Source organism: Bradyrhizobium sp. CCGUVB14 (genome assembly GCF_024199935.1).
Lineage (GTDB): Bacteria > Pseudomonadota > Alphaproteobacteria > Rhizobiales > Xanthobacteraceae > Bradyrhizobium.
Genome location: NZ_JANADS010000001.1, coordinates 8,387,776 through 8,405,312, shown reverse-complemented (window position 1 = coordinate 8,405,312; position 17,537 = coordinate 8,387,776). Strand labels below are relative to the sequence as shown.

Annotated in this window: 20 protein-coding genes; 15 read left to right on the top strand and 5 right to left on the bottom strand. The window is 64.1% G+C overall.

Annotated features, from left to right (window positions below):
* Positions 1 to 26 precede the first annotated feature (26 nt).
* From urtB to NLM32_RS39275, 15 genes are all read left to right on the top strand, one after another.
* A complete protein-coding gene (gene urtB / locus NLM32_RS39345) occupies positions 27 to 1,637 on the top strand; it encodes an urea ABC transporter permease subunit UrtB (RefSeq protein ID WP_254134036.1) in 1,611 nt (536 codons plus the stop codon).
* Positions 1,634 to 2,797, top strand: coding sequence for an urea ABC transporter permease subunit UrtC (urtC, locus tag NLM32_RS39340; RefSeq protein ID WP_254134035.1), 1,164 nt, complete (start codon positions 1,634 to 1,636; stop codon positions 2,795 to 2,797). Before urtB ends, urtC begins: the two co-directional genes overlap by 4 nt.
* A gap of 5 nt (positions 2,798 to 2,802) precedes the next feature.
* The gene (gene urtD, locus NLM32_RS39335; RefSeq protein WP_014498216.1) at positions 2,803 to 3,564 is read left to right on the top strand and encodes an urea ABC transporter ATP-binding protein UrtD; all 762 of its coding nucleotides are present in this window, start codon (positions 2,803 to 2,805) and stop codon (positions 3,562 to 3,564) included.
* A 3-nt stretch (positions 3,565 to 3,567) separates the two neighbouring features.
* On the top strand, positions 3,568 to 4,263 hold the full coding sequence (urtE, locus tag NLM32_RS39330) for an urea ABC transporter ATP-binding subunit UrtE (protein WP_254134034.1): 696 nt from the start codon (positions 3,568 to 3,570) through the stop codon (positions 4,261 to 4,263).
* A gap of 54 nt (positions 4,264 to 4,317) precedes the next feature.
* On the top strand, positions 4,318 to 5,160 hold the full coding sequence (locus tag NLM32_RS39325) for an urease accessory protein UreD (protein ID WP_254134033.1): 843 nt from the start codon (positions 4,318 to 4,320) through the stop codon (positions 5,158 to 5,160).
* A gap of 24 nt (positions 5,161 to 5,184) precedes the next feature.
* On the top strand, positions 5,185 to 5,487 hold the full coding sequence (locus tag NLM32_RS39320; RefSeq protein WP_007605424.1) for an urease subunit gamma: 303 nt from the start codon (positions 5,185 to 5,187) through the stop codon (positions 5,485 to 5,487).
* 11 nt (positions 5,488 to 5,498) lie between these two features.
* Entirely contained in the window at positions 5,499 to 5,804 is a 306-nt protein-coding gene (locus tag NLM32_RS39315) for an urease subunit beta (protein WP_092227079.1), read from the top strand.
* A 92-nt stretch (positions 5,805 to 5,896) separates the two neighbouring features.
* Positions 5,897 to 6,361: an endonuclease domain-containing protein gene (locus NLM32_RS39310; protein ID WP_254134032.1), complete on the top strand. Its 465-nt coding sequence runs from the start codon at positions 5,897 to 5,899 to the stop codon at positions 6,359 to 6,361.
* On the top strand, positions 6,361 to 6,900 hold the full coding sequence (locus NLM32_RS39305) for an HD domain-containing protein (protein WP_254135529.1): 540 nt from the start codon (positions 6,361 to 6,363) through the stop codon (positions 6,898 to 6,900). Before NLM32_RS39310 ends, NLM32_RS39305 begins: the two co-directional genes overlap by 1 nt.
* A 37-nt stretch (positions 6,901 to 6,937) precedes the next feature.
* A complete protein-coding gene (ureC, locus tag NLM32_RS39300) occupies positions 6,938 to 8,653 on the top strand; it encodes an urease subunit alpha (RefSeq protein ID WP_254134031.1) in 1,716 nt (571 codons plus the stop codon).
* 139 nt (positions 8,654 to 8,792) lie between these two features.
* A complete protein-coding gene (locus NLM32_RS39295; RefSeq protein ID WP_254134030.1) occupies positions 8,793 to 9,092 on the top strand; it encodes a putative quinol monooxygenase in 300 nt (99 codons plus the stop codon).
* 6 nt (positions 9,093 to 9,098) lie between these two features.
* Complete coding sequence (ureE, locus tag NLM32_RS39290; protein WP_254134029.1) at positions 9,099 to 9,752, top strand: urease accessory protein UreE; 654 nt, start codon at positions 9,099 to 9,101, stop codon at positions 9,750 to 9,752.
* Positions 9,733 to 10,461: an urease accessory protein UreF gene (locus tag NLM32_RS39285; RefSeq protein WP_254135528.1), complete on the top strand. Its 729-nt coding sequence runs from the start codon at positions 9,733 to 9,735 to the stop codon at positions 10,459 to 10,461. Before ureE ends, NLM32_RS39285 begins: the two co-directional genes overlap by 20 nt.
* A gap of 157 nt (positions 10,462 to 10,618) precedes the next feature.
* A complete protein-coding gene (gene ureG / locus NLM32_RS39280; protein ID WP_212330530.1) occupies positions 10,619 to 11,242 on the top strand; it encodes an urease accessory protein UreG in 624 nt (207 codons plus the stop codon).
* A 300-nt stretch (positions 11,243 to 11,542) separates the two neighbouring features.
* The gene (locus NLM32_RS39275; protein WP_254134028.1) at positions 11,543 to 13,201 is read left to right on the top strand and encodes an HWE histidine kinase domain-containing protein; all 1,659 of its coding nucleotides are present in this window, start codon (positions 11,543 to 11,545) and stop codon (positions 13,199 to 13,201) included.
* On the opposite strand, the gene NLM32_RS39270 is transcribed toward NLM32_RS39275, so the two are convergent.
* From NLM32_RS39270 to NLM32_RS39250, 5 genes are all read right to left on the bottom strand, one after another.
* Positions 13,198 to 13,806 carry a TetR/AcrR family transcriptional regulator gene (locus NLM32_RS39270; protein ID WP_254134027.1) on the bottom strand — a complete coding sequence of 203 codons (609 nt, stop codon included), beginning with the start codon at positions 13,804 to 13,806 and terminating at the stop codon, positions 13,198 to 13,200. The two genes, NLM32_RS39275 and NLM32_RS39270, sit on opposite strands and share 4 nt — an antisense overlap.
* Before the next feature lie 108 nt (positions 13,807 to 13,914).
* Positions 13,915 to 15,057 (bottom strand): OpgC domain-containing protein, encoded by a 1,143-nt coding sequence (locus NLM32_RS39265; RefSeq protein ID WP_254134026.1) that lies wholly within the window; start codon positions 15,055 to 15,057, stop codon positions 13,915 to 13,917.
* 189 nt (positions 15,058 to 15,246) lie between these two features.
* The gene (locus tag NLM32_RS39260; protein ID WP_254134025.1) at positions 15,247 to 15,699 is read right to left on the bottom strand and encodes a hypothetical protein; all 453 of its coding nucleotides are present in this window, start codon (positions 15,697 to 15,699) and stop codon (positions 15,247 to 15,249) included.
* Positions 15,700 to 15,789: 90 nt separating this feature from the next.
* A complete protein-coding gene (locus NLM32_RS39255) occupies positions 15,790 to 16,161 on the bottom strand; it encodes a YqjD family protein (protein WP_254134024.1) in 372 nt (123 codons plus the stop codon).
* A 76-nt stretch (positions 16,162 to 16,237) separates the two neighbouring features.
* Complete coding sequence (locus NLM32_RS39250) at positions 16,238 to 17,350, bottom strand: AI-2E family transporter (protein WP_254134023.1); 1,113 nt, start codon at positions 17,348 to 17,350, stop codon at positions 16,238 to 16,240.
* Positions 17,351 to 17,537 lie beyond the last annotated feature (187 nt).

Genomic DNA, 17,537 nt, shown 5'->3' with positions numbered 1-17,537 from the left:
CCCCACTTCTGCCGGGGTGATCCACAGTGCCAACCAATCTATCCGTTCGTCTCTCGACCTTTGTCCTCTCGCTGTTCCTGATCGCGTTCGCACTGCCGGCCTTTGCCGGTCCGTTCGAGGATGCGGTCGCCAAATTTGCCAACGACGATTATTCCGACACGGACGAAGCGATCGGCGTGGTCGCCAGCAGCGGCAACAAGCTTGCCTTTCCCATCATCAGCGCGCTCCAGGACGGTCGTCTCATGGCCGATCCGGACAGCAAGAAGGTTTACGTCACCGGCACCGACGGCAAGTCGATCGACGCCGCGACCGGCGAGCCCGTGGCCAGCGTGCCCGATAGCGCCAGCGCCGTTCGCCTCAACAACCGTCTGCGTCGCAGCGTCGACGCTGCGCTCGGCAGCCTGACGCTGCAGTCGCCCGATCTCGGCGCCCGACTGCAGGCCGCGCAGTCCGTCTTCAAATCGCATGAGGAGACCGCGCTCGAGCCGGTTGAAGCGGCACTCGCCAAGGAAACCAACAAATCGGTCAAGACCGCGCTCGGTGAAGCGCGCGCGGCCATTCTGCTGTTCAAGTCCGACGCAACAGAGTTGCAGAAGCTCGAGGCCGTCGCCACCATCAAGGCGCGCGGCGATCAGGAAGCGCTGGCGTTGCTGTCCGACATCGGCACCGATCAACCGCCCTCCGTCGCAAAGGCCGCTGCGAGCGCGATCGGCTCGATTCAGAGCTCGTTGGCGGTCTGGTCGGGGGTGCAGAATGCCTGGTACGGCCTGTCGCTCGGCTCGGTGCTGCTGCTCGCCGCGATCGGGCTCGCCATCACCTTCGGCGTGATGGGCGTCATCAACATGGCCCACGGCGAGATGGTGATGATCGGGGCTTACACCACTTTCGTGGTGCAGGAGGTGATCCGAACCCGCTATCCCGCTCTGTTCGACTATTCGCTGCTGATCGCCGTGCCGCTCGCTTTCCTCGTCGCCGGCGGCATCGGCGTGCTGATCGAGCGCAGCATCATCCGCTTCCTCTATGGCCGGCCGCTGGAGACGCTGCTTGCAACCTGGGGCCTGTCGCTGGTGCTGCAGCAGGCGGTACGCACCATGTTCGGCCCGACCAACCGCGAGGTCGGCAACCCCTCCTGGATGAGCGGCGCGTTCGATCTCGGCCAGATCACCATCACCTATAACCGGCTCTGGATCCTCGTCTTCACGCTCGCCGTGTTCATGATCCTGCTCGCCATGCTGCGTTACACCGCGCTTGGCCTCGAGATGCGTGCGGTGACGCAGAACCGTCGCATGGCGGCCTCGATGGGCATCGCCACCTCGCGCGTCGACGCACTGACCTTTGGGCTCGGCTCGGGCATCGCGGGCATCGCCGGCGTGGCCCTGTCGCAGATCGACAATGTCAGCCCCAACCTCGGCCAGAGCTATATCATCGACAGTTTCATGGTCGTGGTGTTCGGCGGGGTCGGCAATCTCTGGGGCACGCTGGTCGGCGCCTTCACGCTCGGCATCGCCAACAAGTTCCTGGAGCCGGTCGCCGGCGCCGTGCTCGGCAAGATCGCGATCCTGGTTCTGATCATCCTGTTCATTCAAAAGCGGCCGCGCGGCCTGTTCGCGCTCAAGGGCCGTGCGGTGGAAGCATGACCCCTCACATGCTGACGCGATCGCTGGACCGCGGTGCGGCGATGTTCCTCGCCATCGTCGCTGTCTGCGGCATCCTCATCCCGCTCTCCAACCTGCTGCTGCCGGCGGGCTCGTTCCTGCAAGTGCCGACCTATCTGGTCGCGCTCTGGGGCAAATATGTCTGCTACGCCATCCTGGCGCTGTCGATCGACCTGATCTGGGGCTATTGCGGCATCCTCTCGCTCGGCCACGGCGCCTTCTTCGCGCTCGGCGGCTACGCCATGGGCATGTATTTGATGCGGCAGATCGGCACCCGCGGCGTCTACGGCAATCCGATCCTGCCGGACTTCATGGTGTTCCTGAACTGGCAGAAGCTGCCCTGGTACTGGTACGGCTTCGACATGTTCTGGTTCGCGGCGCTGATGGTGCTGGTCGTGCCGGGCCTGCTTGCCTTCTGCTTCGGCTGGCTCGCCTTCCGTTCCCGCGTCACCGGCGTGTATCTGTCGATCATCACGCAGGCGATGACCTATGCGCTGCTGCTCGCCTTCTTCCGCAACGATTTTGGTTTTGGCGGCAACAATGGTCTGACCGACTTCAAGGATATCCTTGGCTTCAACGTCCAGGCCGAAGGCACGCGCGCGGCGCTGTTCGCGCTGAGCTGTCTGGCGCTGATTGTCAGCTTCCTGATCTGCCGCTCCGTCGTGTCCTCCAAGCTCGGCAAGGTGCTGATCGCGATCCGGGATGCGGAATCGCGCAGCCGATTCCTCGGCTACCGCGTCGAATCCTACAAGTTGTTCGTGTTCACGCTGTCGGCCTGCATGGCCGGCGTCGCCGGCGCGCTCTATGTGCCGCAGGTCGGCATCATCAACCCGAGCGAATTCGCGCCGGGTAATTCGATCGAGGCGGTGATCTGGGTCGCGGTCGGCGGCCGCGGCACGCTGGTCGGCGCGGCGCTCGGTGCGATCGTCGTCAACTACGCCAAGACCTTCTTCACCTCCGGCGTGCTGGCGCCGTACTGGCTGTTCATGCTGGGTGCGCTGTTCATCCTGGTGACGCTGCTGCTGCCGAAGGGCATCGTCGGCACCTTCAATGCATGGCGGGAGTCGGCCAGAGAGAGGCGCCCGGCCACGACGAGTGCGGCGGCCGAAGACGGCGTCACCGAACCGAAGATGGCGGAGTAGCGGTCATGAACGTCATGGATACCCGCGCAACCTCCGCGATGCTCTATCTCGACGGCGTGCACGTCTCGTTCGACGGCTTCCACGCCATCAACAACCTGTCGCTGACGCTCGCGCCCGGTGAAATGCGCGCCATCATCGGCCCGAACGGCGCCGGCAAGACCACGATGATGGACATCATCACCGGCAAGACCAAGCCGGACGAGGGCACCGTGTTGTTCGACGGCGTCACCGACCTGACGCGGCTGGACGAGACCCGCATCGCCGAGCTTGGTATCGGCCGCAAATTCCAGAAACCGACCGTGTTCGAGAGCCAGACCGTGCAGGACAACCTCCTGCTCGCGCTCAATGTCGATCACAGCGTCAAGGGCACGCTGTTCTGGCGCGGCAGCAGGGCGGAGTCGGAGCGCATCGACAAGGTGCTGGAGACGATCCGCCTCACCGACGCCCGCAACCGCCTCGCCGGCAGCCTCAGCCACGGTCAGAAGCAATGGCTCGAGATCGGCATGCTGCTGGCGCAGGACCCAAAGCTGCTCCTCGTCGACGAGCCCGTCGCTGGGATGACCGACGTCGAGACCCATCTGACCGCCGAGCTGCTCAAGGAGATCAACAAGACCCACACGGTCATGGTGGTCGAGCATGACATGACGTTCGTGCGCGAGCTCGGGGTCAAGGTCACCTGCCTGCATGAAGGTACGGTGCTCGCCGAAGGAACCATCGACCAGGTCTCGTCCAACGAGCGGGTCATCGAAGTGTATCTGGGGCGCTGAGCAATGCTTGAGGTCAAGGACATCAACCTGTTCTACGGTGCCGCCCAGGCACTGCGCGGCGTATCGATCGCGGCCGAGCCGGGCAAGGTGACGTGCGTGCTCGGGCGTAACGGCGTCGGCAAGACGTCGTTGTTGCGTGCCATGGTCGGGCAATATCCGATCTCCTCGGGCGCGATCATGTTCGATGGCAGCGACATTACCGGCCTGAAGCCCTACGAGCGGGCCCGCAAGGGCATCGGCTTCGTGCCGCAGGGGCGCGAGATCTTTCCGCTTCTGACGGTCGAGGAGAACCTCAAGACCGGCTTCGGCCCGCTCAAGCGCGAGAACAAGCACATCCCGGACGACGTGTTCTCGTTGTTTCCGGTGCTGGAGTCCATGCTCGGCCGGCGCGGCGGCGATCTCTCCGGCGGCCAGCAACAGCAACTGGCGATCGGGCGCGCGCTGGTGATGCGGCCGAAATTGCTGCTGCTCGACGAACCGACGGAAGGCATCCAGCCCTCGATCATCAAGGACATCGGCCGGGCCATCTCGTACTTGCGCAACCTCGGCAACATCGCCATCGTGCTGGTCGAGCAGTATCTCGACTTTGCCTGCGAGCTTGGCGACAGTTTCGCGGTGATGGATCGCGGGGCGGTGAAGTTCACCTGCGACCGCTCCAATCTCGACCCAAGCGAGATCAGTCGCCAGATGGCGCTGTAAGCCGGGACATTGTAGGCTGGAAAAAATCCTGCCGCGACCGGCTGGGGGAGACGGATGCGCAGCGACGCCTTGGTCACATCTTTGGCGACATCTTCGGTGTTCGAGGCCAACCGTGCCCGCGGCGCGGTGCGTTTCGACGTGCACGCCCGCGACGGCGTAACGCGGCGCGGGGCTCTGCATGAATCCGGCTCGTTGCGCGTGCGCTTTCCCTCACCGGAGGACGATGGCCTGTCCGGCGTGTTCGTCAATACGGCCGGTGGCGTCGCCGGCGGCGATCGCTTCGACATCGAGATTTCGGCCGCAGACAGATCGCGGCTGACGCTGACGACGGCCGCCGCCGAAAAGGTCTATCGCGCGCCGGGCGAGGCTGCGCGGCTCAACATTTCCCTGAGGGTTGCCGCTGGCGCGCATCTCGGCTGGTTGCCCCAGGAGACGATCCTGTTCGATCGCGCCCGGGTTCATCGCTGTTTCGACATCGAACTCGATGAGGCCGCCTCGCTCCTGCTTTGTGAAATTGTGATCTTCGGCCGCACTGCCATGGGCGAGCGCATGGAGCAGGGTGAATTCGTCGACCGCTGGCGGTTGCGCCGTGGCGGCAAGCTGGTCTTTGCCGAGACGATCAGGCTCGATGGCGATATCGGCGCGAAACTCTCGCGATCGGCGGTCGGGAAGGGCGCAGCTGCGATCGGCACGGCCCTGATCGTGCCCGGCGATGAGGCATTGGTCGAACGCGTCCGCGAGGCATCGGATTCTTTCGCGGGCGAGGTCGGAATCTCGGCCTGGAATGGCTTTGCAATGGCGCGGTTCTGTGCCCAAGATGCGGCGCGTTTGCGTGCCGACATGATGGCTGTGCTGGCGCGCACCGGCGCCGCGCTGCCCCGGCTGTGGCTGAATTGAAGTGTTGAACGGAAGAGATTTCGCATGAACCTGTCTCCCCGCGAAAAGGACAAGCTTCTGATCTCGATGGCGGCGATCGTGGCGCGCCGCAGGCTCGACCGCGGCGTCAAGCTCAACCATCCCGAGGCGATCGCGATCATCTCCGATTTCATCCTCGAGGGCGCGCGCGATGGCCGCACCGTGGCCGAGCTGATGCAATCGGGCGCGCAGGTTCTGACTCGCGACCAGGTGATGCCGGGTATCCCCGAGATGATCCACGACATCCAGGTCGAGGCGACGTTCCCTGACGGCACCAAGCTCGTCACCGTGCACGAACCGATCCGATAGGAGTAAGACGCATGATCCCCGGCGAACTCTTCATCCAGGACGGCGAGATCGAGCTCAATGCCGGCCGCAAGACCGTGACGCTGACGGTCGCCAACACCGGCGACCGACCGATCCAGGTCGGCTCGCATTACCATTTCTTCGAGACCAACCCCGCGCTGAAATTCGACCGCAAGAAGTCCCGCGGCATGCGCCTCGACATCGCCGCCGGCACCGCCGTCCGCTTCGAACCCGGCCAAACCCGCGACGTCCAACTCGTCGCGCTCGCCGGCAAGAAGACGATCTACGGCTTCCGTGGCGACGTGATGGGGAAGCTGTGACGTAAGCCGAGGCGAGTGCCGTGATCCATAGTGAGGTGAGCACGCCGGTCGGGCTCCCTCCCCCCTTGCGGGGGAGGGTTGGGGAGAGGGGTATGCCGCACGACGAGGTCAGCGAGATTCAGCGTCATCGCGCCAAGCGATTGAGGCGCGAGATGACTCGTGCTGAGACACTTCTCTGGCGCTACTTGAAAGCCGATCGCCTCGCAGGCCTCGCTTTTCGCCGCCAGACACCCATTGGCCACTACATCGCGGATTTCGTGGCCCATTCCTGCAAGCTCATTGTTGAGCTCGATGGAGAGAGCCACGATTTCGAAGAACGCATCCGTCACGATGAGCGGCGCGACCAATGGTTTACATCCCGCGGCTATCGTGTGTTGCGCTTCACCAATGATGACGTGATGAAGAACCTCGAGGGCGTTGTTCTTTCCATTCTCGAGGCAGCGGAGCAAGCGGCACCCCTCTCCCTAACCCTCCCCCGCAAGGGGGGAGGGAACCCTTCCAGCGATGCGTCCCTAACTGATGGCAAGAGCGCGTCGAATGGTGCGGAGGAAGCATGATGCTCTCCGCCGTGCGCCTCATCTCGGAAGCCGCTGAGCTGGCCGCGCGCCGGCACAATGGTATGGCGCGCAAGGGGCGGGGGAATGAGCCTTACATCAACCATCTCGCCGAGGTCGCGAATCTGCTCGCGGCTGCGACCGATGGGGCGGATGCCGAGCTCGTCGCCGCCGGATGGTTGCACGACGTGATCGAGGATACCGAGACCACGCGCGAAGAGCTGGCGCAAGGATTCTCCGACCGTGTCGCCTCCCTCGTCGTCGAATGCACCGACGACATGAGCCTGCCGAAAGCGGAGCGGCGGCGCCTGCAGGTTGTCGACGCACCGAAAAAGTCCGCCGGCGCAAAGCTGATCAAGATCGCCGACAAGGTCAGCAATATCGGTGCGCGCATTCATTCCGATCCGACCGCGGACGAGCGCGACGACCTCGTCGACTATACCGGCTGGGCCGAGCGGGTCGTTGCCGGCTGCCGCGGCGGCAATGCCTGGCTCGACACGACATTCGACGACATGGTGCGAAAGGCGAGGGCTTCGCTGTGAGCGCCGACCTGAAATTCAAACGCAAACGGGGCTTGTGATGTCCGTCAAGATGAAGCGTTCCGTCTATGCCGACATGTTCGGTCCGACCACCGGTGACAAGGTGCGGCTCGCCGACACCGATCTCATCATCGAGGTCGAGAAGGATTTCACCACCTACGGCGAGGAGGTGAAGTTCGGCGGCGGCAAGGTGATCCGTGACGGTATGGGCCAGTCGCAGGTCACCAACAAGCAGGGCGCGGCCGACACCGTCATCACCAATGCGCTGATCGTCGACCACTGGGGCATCGTGAAGGCTGACGTCGCCATCAAGGAAGGCATGATTTCGGCGATCGGCAAGGCCGGCAATCCCGACATCCAGCCGGGCGTGACGATCATCATCGGTCCCGGCACCGACGTGATCGCGGGCGAGGGAAAAATCCTCACCGCCGGCGGCTTCGACAGCCACATCCATTTCATCTGCCCGCAGCAGATCGAGCACGCGCTGATGTCCGGCGTCACCTCGATGCTCGGCGGCGGCACCGGTCCTTCGCACGGCACCTTCGCCACGACCTGCACGCCCGGCCCCTGGCACATGGGGCGGATGATCCAGTCGTTCGATGCCTTCCCGGTCAATCTCGGCATTTCCGGCAAGGGCAACGCCTCGCGTCCGGCCGCGCTGGTCGAGATGATCAAGGGTGGCGCCTGCGCGCTGAAGCTGCATGAAGATTGGGGCACCACGCCGGCGGCGATCGACAACTGCCTGTCGGTGGCCGACGATTACGACATCCAGGTCATGCTGCATTCCGACACGCTGAACGAATCCGGCTTCGTCGAGGACACGATCAAGGCGTTCAAGGGCCGCACCATCCACGCCTTCCACACCGAGGGCGCCGGCGGCGGCCACGCCCCCGATATCATCAAGGTCGCAGGCTTGAAGAACGTGCTGCCGTCCTCGACCAATCCGACGCGGCCATTCACCCGCAACACCATCGACGAGCATCTGGACATGCTGATGGTGTGCCACCACCTCGATCCCTCGATCGCGGAAGATCTGGCGTTCGCGGAGAGCCGCATCCGCAAGGAGACCATCGCGGCCGAAGACATCCTGCACGATCTCGGCGCGCTCTCGATGATGTCGTCTGACTCGCAAGCCATGGGCCGCCTCGGCGAGGTCATCATCCGGACCTGGCAGACCGCCGACAAGATGAAGAAGCAGCGCGGATCGCTGCCGCAGGACAAGGGCAAGGACAACGACAATTTCCGCGTCAAGCGCTACATCGCCAAATACACGATCAATCCGGCGATCGCGCATGGCGTGTCGAAGCTGATCGGCTCGGTGGAGAAGGGCAAGCTCGCCGATCTCGTGCTGTGGTCGCCGGCCTTCTTCGGCGTCAAGCCGGACTGCATCGTCAAGGGCGGCATGATCGTCGCAGCCCCCATGGGTGATCCCAACGCCTCGATCCCGACGCCGCAGCCGGTGCACTACCAGCCGATGTTCGGCGCGTTCGGCGGGGCGCGCACGGCGTCGTCCGTAGTTTTCACCTCGAAGGCCGCGATCACCGGCGGTCTCGCCCGGAAACTGGGCATCGAGAAGAAGCTCTACGCGGTCCAGAATACCCGCAGCAAGATCTCGAAGAAGAGCATGATCCACAACGACGCCACGCCCAATATCGAGGTCGATCCGGAGACCTACGAGGTGCGCGCCGATGGCGAGCTTCTGACCTGTCCTCCGGCCGAGGTGCTGCCGATGGCCCAGCGATATTTCATGTACTGAAATAGCGCCTCAACGCATGTCCCCGGCGCATGTCTCATTGCATGCCCGGAGGCGGCTTTTCCGGTTTTGCGTTCGATCCGGGCTGGTCTAATGTCCCGCCCGGTATCTTGAACCAGAAGAAAAGCCGGGAGGATTTCTCGTGATTTACGTCGTTGCAACCCTGACCATCAAGCCTGAGACGCGCGCCGAATTCATTGCAGCCGCCACCGCCTGCATCAAGGAGACGCGGAAGGAACCGGGCAATATCGCCTACGATATGCACGAGAGTGTCACCGATCCTACCAAGATGGTGTTCGTCGAGCAGTGGGAGAACGCCGAGGCGCTGGTGCCGCATCGCGGCCAGGAGCACATGAAGACGTTCGGCCGCGTTGCGGTGAAGTGCTTCACGGCGCCGCCGAAGGTCGAAATCATCACGCCCGAGAAGGTCGAGACGAGGTAACAACGCATGATCCGGGCGACGCAGGTTAAAGGACAGCACCGTTTCACGGAAACGCCGGCGGATACGGTCGTGCTCGATTTCGACGATCGGCACCGTCGCCGCATGGCGATGACGGGGACGCGGGGGCTCGAATTCCTGCTCGACCTGGAAAACGCCGTGGCATTGCGCGGCGGCGATGCGCTGGTGCTGGAGGATGGAAGGCTGGTCGAAGTGGTTGCGGCGCCCGAGCCGCTGCTGGAGATCCGCGGCCACGACCCGCATCATCTCATCCGCGTTGCCTGGCATCTCGGCAATCGCCATCTGCCGACGCAGCTGATGGCCAAGAGCTTGCGTATCCGCCGCGATCACGTCATCGAGGCCATGGTGAAGGGCCTCGGCGCGCGCGTCGTCGAGATCGAGGCGCCGTTCGATCCCGAAGGCGGCGCCTATGCCGAGGCCAGCCATGCGCATGGTCACGATGACCATGCCCACCATGACCACGGCCATCATGATCATGGTCACCACGATCATGGCCACCATCACCATGATCATCACGGCCACGACCACCATCATGATCATGCCGCGCATGACCATGGTCATGATCATCACCATCACCACGACGAGCACTGCGATCATCCCGACCATCATCACGGCCACAAGCATGCTCATGACCACAAATGAGCCGGTGAGTGCCTCCGACCTCGCCGAGCGCGAGGCGGCGGCGCTGTACCGGCTGATGACGTGGCTGTCGCCGGCGTTTCCCGTCGGCGGGTTCTCCTATTCGAGCGGCATCGAATGGGCGGTCGAAGCGGGTGATATCACCGACATCGCGACGCTAGCCGATTGGCTGGATGCCATGCTTGGCGACGGCTCCGGCTTTTGCGATGCGACGTTTCTGGTCCACGCCTATCGCGCCGCCGAAGCTGGCGAGGATGCGTCCTTGAGTGATGTCACCGAACTCGCCGCCGCCTTCGTGCCGTCGCGCGAACGGCAACTCGAGACGACCTCGCAGGGGCGCGCCTTCATCGATATTTCCCGCGCGGCGTGGGATGCCGAGGGCCTGGATGCCATGGTCGCGGCGTGCCGCACGCCACTGGTCTATCCCGTCGCCGTCGGCGTCGTCGCCGCGATGCACGGCGTGCCGCTGGCGCCGACGCTGCACGCCTTCCTGCATGCGCTGGTCTCGAACTGGATCTCGGCGGCAAGCCGGCTCATTCCGCTCGGCCAGACCGACAGCCAGCGCGTGCTGGTGAAATTGGAAGCCGCCGTCGCCACGACCGCCCATCGGGCACTCGCGGCGACACTCGACGATCTCGGCAGCGCGACCTTCCGCGCCGATCTCGCCAGCCTGCGGCACGAGACACAATATACGCGGCTGTTTCGGTCATGAGAGGCGCGAGGTCTAACCGATCGTCGTCCCGGCGAAGGCCGGGACCCATAACCACAAATGTGTGTGGTTATGAAAGGACGCAGCCATATCCCGTCTCATCAACTGACTTCGGTGGCTATGGGTCCCGGCCTTCGCCGGGACGACATTAGGAGAGAGTATGTCGAAATCTCACGGCCCCTTGCGTGTCGGCGTCGGCGGCCCCGTTGGATCGGGCAAGACCGCGCTGATGGACCTGCTCTGCAAGACCATGCGCGAGCGCTACGACATCGCCGCGATCACCAACGACATCTATACCAAATGGGATGCGGAATTCCTCGTGCGCTCCGGCTCGTTGACTCCGGACCGCATCGCCGGCGTCGAGACCGGCGGCTGTCCGCACACGGCGATCCGCGAGGATGCTTCGATGAATCTTGCCGCGGTTGCGGACATGCGCGCCAAATTCCCGGGGCTCGACCTCGTGCTGATCGAGTCCGGCGGCGACAATCTGGCGGCGACCTTCTCGCCGGAGCTGGCTGATCTCACCATCTATGTGATCGACGTTGCCGCCGGTGACAAGATTCCGTCCAAGGGTGGCCCCGGCATCACCCGTTCCGACCTTCTGGTCATCAACAAGATCGACCTCGCGCCCCATGTCGGTGCCTCCCTCGAGAAGATGGACACGGATGCCAGGCGCATGCGCGGCGAGCGCCCCTTCGTCATGACCAATCTGAAGAAGAGCGAGGGGCTCGACCGCATCGTCGGCTTCATCGAGACCAAGGGTGGGCTGAAACGCGCGGGCTGACGGACCGCGGCGACGTGGCGCAGGCATTTTCCGCCGTTAACACCTGAGGCAAAGCCGCCTCGGCGGAACCAATGTCGGACACGGCGATTATCCACCTCCGGTGCCCGGAGCAGAGCCGCTGTTGGCCAGACGATCGGCCGGGCGAATTAAGCTTTTTCGGCGACCGAAGTTGCGTACAGATGCCTCCTCCGTCATTATCTCTGCCACTGGGGTCCACCCTGTTTCGGCACATGGTCGTTCGAGCGGCGTTGATATGCTCCGTGTTTATTGCCGACCTCCCGCCTTCGCCTGAGTAGTCGCGTGGTCCGGCTGGGTTTCATCATCGGCTTCATCGCTCTGCTCGGAGCCTTGCTCTCCGGGCTGGCGGCTTATCGTGTCCACGACCAGGAGCTGGCGCTGGATCGGATTGCGCTGGCCCGCGCGATCGACGTTCATGCGAGCCTCGTCCAGGACAGGTCGACCGAGCGTGAACTCCTGGCGCGTGTCGCTTCCGGCCTGTTCCGCGCGCCGTCGGTGCTGAAGCCCAACATGCTGGAGCCGCTGCGCTCGGCGATCTACGCCTTCAAGACCGATTTCGTGGTGGCCGGCTGGGTCGCCCGGCTGCAGCCGAGCGAGCTCGCCGCGGCGCAGACCGCGATTGCGGCCGCCGGCTTCCCGAAACCGCAGATCCGTGACTACAACGACAAGCCGATCAACCCGGCAAGCCTGACCCAGCCGATCGACGTGCTGATGGACCTCGAGCCGCGCAGCGACGAGACCAAGGCGCTGCCGGGCCGCAGCTACGATGACGAACCGGTTCGCAACGCCATGCTGACGCGTGCCAGGGTCGAGAAGCGGTCGGTTGCCTCCGACCCTTTACCGCTCTTGCGCGACAACGGCCCGATCGGCGTCATCGTGGCCGCCCCCGTTATTCCGGAAGGCGCCACGGAGCCGGTCGGCTTCGTCACCTTTTCCTACGAGCTGGCGTCGCTGATGCTGACCAATGACGATCTGTCGTTGTTCTCGGTCGCGCTGAAGGACCCGCGCAAGGAAGGCAGCGAGCTCGTTGCCAACGATCAGGGCATCGTGTCCACCCGCATGACGACGCCGGACGGGCCGGCCCCGTCGGCAACGCGCACCATCAGCTTCGGCGGCCGCGACTGGCAGCTCGGCTACTATGCGAAGACCAATTCGGCACGGCGCGCAGAGCAGACCGCAATCATCGTCGCGGCGATCGGCTTCGCCATTACCGCGATGGTCTGCGGCCTGTTCGGTTACGTCGCCTACAATAATTTGAGGCTCAGCCGTGAAATCCAGGTACGGATCGGCTTCGAGCGCCGGCTGACCGCGGTCATCGACGAGCTCAACCACCGGGTCAAGAACATCCTCGCGGTGATCCAGTCGATCGTGACGCGCACGCTGCGCCATGGCTCGGACATCGATGTCGCGCGCGAACTCCTGATCGGCCGCATCCACGCCATGTCCAACGTGGTCTCGCTGCTCAGCGAGAGCCAATGGCAGGGCGTCAAGCTGAAGGGCCTGTTCGAAGCGCGTGCCATTCCGCATGCCGATCGCATCGCCGTCAGCGGCCCGGACATCGCGGTCAGCGCGCGTGCCGCCCAGAGCCTGTCGCTGCTGTTCTTCGAGCTTGCCTCGCACTCGGACGAAGGCCTGTCGCTGGTCGGCAAGCATCCGCACATCACCGCGAACTGGACCGTGACGGGCGAGGAGCCGGAGACGGTGTTTCATTTCCGCTGGGAGGAGTTCAACACCAGCGAGGCGACCCGCCGGCCGGATTCGGATTTCGGCCTGATCCTGCTCGACCGCGTCGCGCCCGAAGCGCTCGGCGGCACCGCCAAGCGCTACTTCACCGACGTCTCCTATGTCTATGAATTGACCGCACCGATGGAGACGGTCGTGGACATGACCGAGCGCGACCGCACCGAAAAACTGTCGCAGCCGGTGAAGCCGGTGCGCTAGCCCTTCGGCCGCAACACCAGGTCGACCAGGTTGCGTGCATAGGCCGCCGTGATCGGCGCGATGCCGAAGACGTAGCGGTAAAACAGGCTGCCATAGATGGCGTCGTAAAGATCCTCCGCCGGAGCCTCGGCCAGGATGCTGCCGTCACGCTGGCCGGTTGCGATCATCTCCACCAGCGCGTCGCGGCGGAACTGGAGGTAGCGCGAATAGAACAGCTCCGCCGAGCCGGTCTTGGAGATGCATTCGGAGATGACCGCAAGCTGCACCTTGCCGAACTCGCCCTGCAAGGCTTCGGCATAGGCTGTGGCATGGCGGCGTGCACGTGCCGCAGGCGTACCCGCGCTCGGCGGCGGCAGCGGCAGCATCTGCGCGGCGTGGTGGAGAAAAGCGTCGATCAGCAGCGCCTCCCGCGACGGCCACCATTTGTAGATCGTCATCTTGGAGACGTTGGAGTGGCGCGCGACGGCATCGATCGTGGTTGCGGCAAGGCCGGTCGCGGCCATCAGCGCATAGGCGCTTTCGAGGATGGCGTTGGTGGTCTCGATCGAGCGCGGCCGGCCGCGCCGGGGCGCGCCCTCGGCCACATCGCTCGTGCTCTTCGCCATGACCAAGCCGGTCTCCCTGCGCGGCCATTCCCATCAGCCGCCGCCGCCTCGTCCCGCATAGCGTAGCCGAGGTCTCCGGCCTAGCGAAATCGCGCGAGAGCCTTGCGGCTAGGCCCGTTGCCGTACGGCTGCCGGCTCATCCTGACGCTTCGACCAGGAGATATAATAGGCCACCGCCGTCATCGCCGCGAAACCGGCAACGCTCACCCCGATCTGCATCACGACCAGATTGGCGCCGGTGATCAGGATGAGATGGCCGGCGAAGGACAGGAATACGCCGACGCAGAACACGGCGAGCCATTCCTCGCCGCATTTGATCACCATCTGCAGCGGCTTCCATTGCAGCCCCGGATGGTCGGCCGGGATGAGGTGGGTCGCGATGAAGGCGAGCGCGAGGAAATGCAGCACACGATAGGGCGCGAGGTTTTCCTTGTCGGCCGGCGAGATGCCGTTGAGCACGACATCCGGCAAATAGGCCGACAATGTCGGCGAATGGCGCATCAGGGTGATGGCCATCGCCGACACCAGATAGGCGCCCGCCAGCACGCGGAGCCAGGGCAGGTTGCGCAACGCGCGGCCCGATGCGCCGGTGACGGCGAACCAGCCGCCCAGCACCATCAGCATCTGCCAGCAGTACGGGTTGAACGTCCATTCCTGGTCCGGATAGGTTCGGAAACCCCACTCGAACCAGCGCGCCGCGAAATAGAATGCAACAGAGAGCGCCAGCGTCACGTTCGGCCGCCGCAACAGCCCCCACAGGGCCAACGGAAAGAACGCCATCAGCGGGATCATCAATTGCAGCAGGTCGAGGTTCAGCGGCTCTTCCTGCAGCACGAGGCCGCGGACCAGGATGCGCAGCGGATGATCGAGTATCCCGGAGATGTTGTAGTCGCTGATAATCTCCGGCGCCATCGATTGCGAGGCGACATAGGCGATGGTGTCGATGTAGACCACGAACAGCACGACATAGGCGGCATAGAGCCGCCAGACACGGCCGAAGATGCGTGTCGCGGCGACGACATAACCGCGCTCCAGCGCCATCCTGCCGTAGATGATGGCGACGCCATAGCCCACCACGAACACGAACAGGTCGGCAGCGCCGCTGAAGCCGAAGTTGCGCAGCGTCAGCAGGTTGACGACATTGTTCGGGATGTGATCGACGAAAACCGACCAGGTCGCAATCCCGAGCGTCAGGTAAAGACGGGCATCGTGCTGAAATGCGGAGAGGTTCGCCTTGACGGACGGCTTCATCGTGGAAATAACTTTTGGAATCAGGGGCGATGCTTTTAGCGGCAACCGCCTGCCTATCCGAGTAGCGATTGCGTGAAGGAGGGTAGATTTACCGCGCCTGATTAAAAATTGCGCAGAGATAAGCCGTGGAATTTCCTCCAGCGCGCTCGTCCGGTCGGCCGCGCAATTTTCTTAATGCGATCGCGCCCCTTACTCGGCCGGCTCGACCGATGCCTCATCCGCAGCGCCGGCGCGGCTCGCCATGATTCCGAGCGCGACGCCGCCGATGGCCAGGATCGGCAACAGCCGCTTGACGCCGATAGCGCGGACGATCTGCAAGCCTGTTGCGATCAGCATGGGATCGGCGAGCATGCTCGGGGCCGCCTTTGCGGCGCGCTCGGCGGCGATGCGAGCGCGTGTCCGCATCTCCCGCTTGTAGCCCCAATAGCTTCCCGCCGCGGCGAGCGTCAGCAGGAAGAAGATGCCGGCGCCCGTAAGGCAGGCTTGAACCGGACCGTATTTCTCCAGCACCGAGATGAAGGCAGCCGCGCAGAGGAAGCATGTGGTGATGAACAGTGCGAACGCCGCACCCGCCGCCAGCGAGGTCAGCCGCACAGTCGTACCCGTCGATGCGCTGATGCCGTCGATGATGCGCTGAAACACGGTCTTGCTCCTCAGGTCCCCACAAGCCAATTGGTCACGTGCCGGTCACGGCGGCACAGGCCGTCGTGACCTCATAATCCATCTTGCGTCCTAGCGGCGCCAGGCGAAGCCGATGAGGAAGCCGATGCCGAGCGCGACACCGACGGTCGCGAGCGGCCGCTGCGTGATTGCGTCTTCCAGCGTCTCCTCGATCGAGCCGTAGGCATCCTGCGCCGCGTCCATCATGGCGCTGCCGCGCTCGGAGAAGTCGTCGATGGTCGAATCCATGTTGTCGCGCGCCTGCTTGTAACCGCGTCGGGCCTGCTTGCCCGTGGCGTTGGCGAATGTGTTGAGGGCGTCGGTGATCTGGTCGGTGAGGGCGGCGATATCGCTTTTCACGGCTGCTACATCCTTCTCGAGGCGTTCTGCGGTGGCTTTGTCGGTCCAGTCTCTCATTCTGGCTTCGCCATCGGATATTGACATCACGGGCTCCGAACTGTTGGCGGTGAGATGGGCGGAAAACGCTTCGTCTTCAGGTAAGTTCCGTTCACGGCAGGGCTCACGCCTGCGGAAGCTGCGGCGAATTCTCCGGCAACAGATGCTCCTTCATGATCAGCCCCACGATGAGGAGCGGCGACGACAAAAACGCGCCCATCGGTCCCCACAGCCAGGTCCAGAAGGCGAGAGCGATGAACACGGCGAGCGCATTCAGCGCCAGCCTGCGGCCGATGATGGTCGGCGTGACGAAGTGCCCTTCCATGAAGGTAATGCCGCCGAAGGCGATCGCCGCGACCAGGCCGCCGCCGAGGGTCGGGAAGGCCACGACACCGACCACGGCCAATATGACGAACATGGCGACGGGACCGATGATGGGGATGAAGTTGAGGGCGGCCGCGAGCGCACCGAGCCCGGCCGGATTGGGCATTCCGGTGACTGCGCAGACGATCCCGGCCGCGACGCCCACGCCGACATTGATGAGGGTCACGGTCAGGAGGTAGTTGCCGAGATGGACCTCGATCTCGTTCAGAATCCGCAATGTGCGCAGCCGCGCGTCGCGGTCGCTGAAATTCATGATCATGGCGCGCCGCAGATCGCGCCAGCTGGCGATGAACAGGATCAGGGTGGCGAAGAACAACAGGAATTCGGCGAAAGTCGGTGACAGGAATTCCAGCGTCGGCTGCACCCAGTCGAACTTGGGCAGCTGGAGGCTCGGCAGCCCCTCGGAGCCACCGATCATGGTCTGCAGCTCTCGCCACAGCGCCAGAGGCCGGTCGAAGACGTGCATCTTATCCTTGAGCTGCGCGCCCAGCTCCGGCAGACGCGAGCTCCATTCCATGGCAGGTGCGGCGATCAGCGCAAAGACGAAGGCCACCAGCGCGGTTACCGCGATCACGATGAGCACGGCGCCGACGGCGCGCGGCACGTGCCGCTTCTCCAGGAAAGTCGCGGCCGGTGACAGCATCGTTCCGGCGACGATGGCCATGACGACCGGAAGGAAGAACCCCTTGGCGACATAGAGCACGGCGACGACGGCGATCAGGAGCAGGCCCGCCAGCGCAAAGGCAACGAACTCGGTGCGCCGGATCATCGGCGGCAGCTCGACGTGGCTGTCGGGGAGCGGAGTACCCTCGTCGTTGCCGGAAATCAGACGTTCACTGGGAAGGACGCGCACAATCTCTCTCCCGCACGGAGGTCTCCGGGCGCCCATTGGTCATCAGGAAACGCCCCACACCCCCGGCGGTTCCATCGCGGCTTCGTGAAGTTGCGCTCGCTTGACTGTGACGTTGATGCCGCATGAGCGGGCGGAACTTGAGTCGGTTCTGCTGCGTTTGTTGGGAAGCCGCATCACTCAAGATGCC

Excerpts from the sequence above, each read along its gene's own strand:
- urtC (WP_254134035.1), top strand. The coding sequence starts at position 1,634 with ATGACCCCTCACATGCTGACGCGATCGCTGGACCGCGGTGCGGCGATG.
- urtD (WP_014498216.1), top strand. The coding sequence starts at position 2,803 with ATGAACGTCATGGATACCCGCGCAACCTCCGCGATGCTCTATCTCGAC.
- urtE (WP_254134034.1), top strand. The coding sequence starts at position 3,568 with ATGCTTGAGGTCAAGGACATCAACCTGTTCTACGGTGCCGCCCAGGCA.
- NLM32_RS39325 (WP_254134033.1), top strand. The coding sequence starts at position 4,318 with ATGCGCAGCGACGCCTTGGTCACATCTTTGGCGACATCTTCGGTGTTC.
- NLM32_RS39320 (WP_007605424.1), top strand. The coding sequence starts at position 5,185 with ATGAACCTGTCTCCCCGCGAAAAGGACAAGCTTCTGATCTCGATGGCG.
- NLM32_RS39315 (WP_092227079.1), top strand. The coding sequence starts at position 5,499 with ATGATCCCCGGCGAACTCTTCATCCAGGACGGCGAGATCGAGCTCAAT.
- NLM32_RS39310 (WP_254134032.1), top strand. The coding sequence starts at position 5,897 with ATGCCGCACGACGAGGTCAGCGAGATTCAGCGTCATCGCGCCAAGCGA.
- NLM32_RS39305 (WP_254135529.1), top strand. The coding sequence starts at position 6,361 with ATGCTCTCCGCCGTGCGCCTCATCTCGGAAGCCGCTGAGCTGGCCGCG.
- ureC (WP_254134031.1), top strand. The coding sequence starts at position 6,938 with ATGTCCGTCAAGATGAAGCGTTCCGTCTATGCCGACATGTTCGGTCCG.
- ureE (WP_254134029.1), top strand. The coding sequence starts at position 9,099 with ATGATCCGGGCGACGCAGGTTAAAGGACAGCACCGTTTCACGGAAACG.
- NLM32_RS39285 (WP_254135528.1), top strand. The coding sequence starts at position 9,733 with ATGCTCATGACCACAAATGAGCCGGTGAGTGCCTCCGACCTCGCCGAG.
- ureG (WP_212330530.1), top strand. The coding sequence starts at position 10,619 with ATGTCGAAATCTCACGGCCCCTTGCGTGTCGGCGTCGGCGGCCCCGTT.
- NLM32_RS39270 (WP_254134027.1), bottom strand. The coding sequence starts at position 13,806 with ATGGCGAAGAGCACGAGCGATGTGGCCGAGGGCGCGCCCCGGCGCGGC.
- NLM32_RS39265 (WP_254134026.1), bottom strand. The coding sequence starts at position 15,057 with ATGAAGCCGTCCGTCAAGGCGAACCTCTCCGCATTTCAGCACGATGCC.
- NLM32_RS39255 (WP_254134024.1), bottom strand. The coding sequence starts at position 16,161 with ATGTCAATATCCGATGGCGAAGCCAGAATGAGAGACTGGACCGACAAA.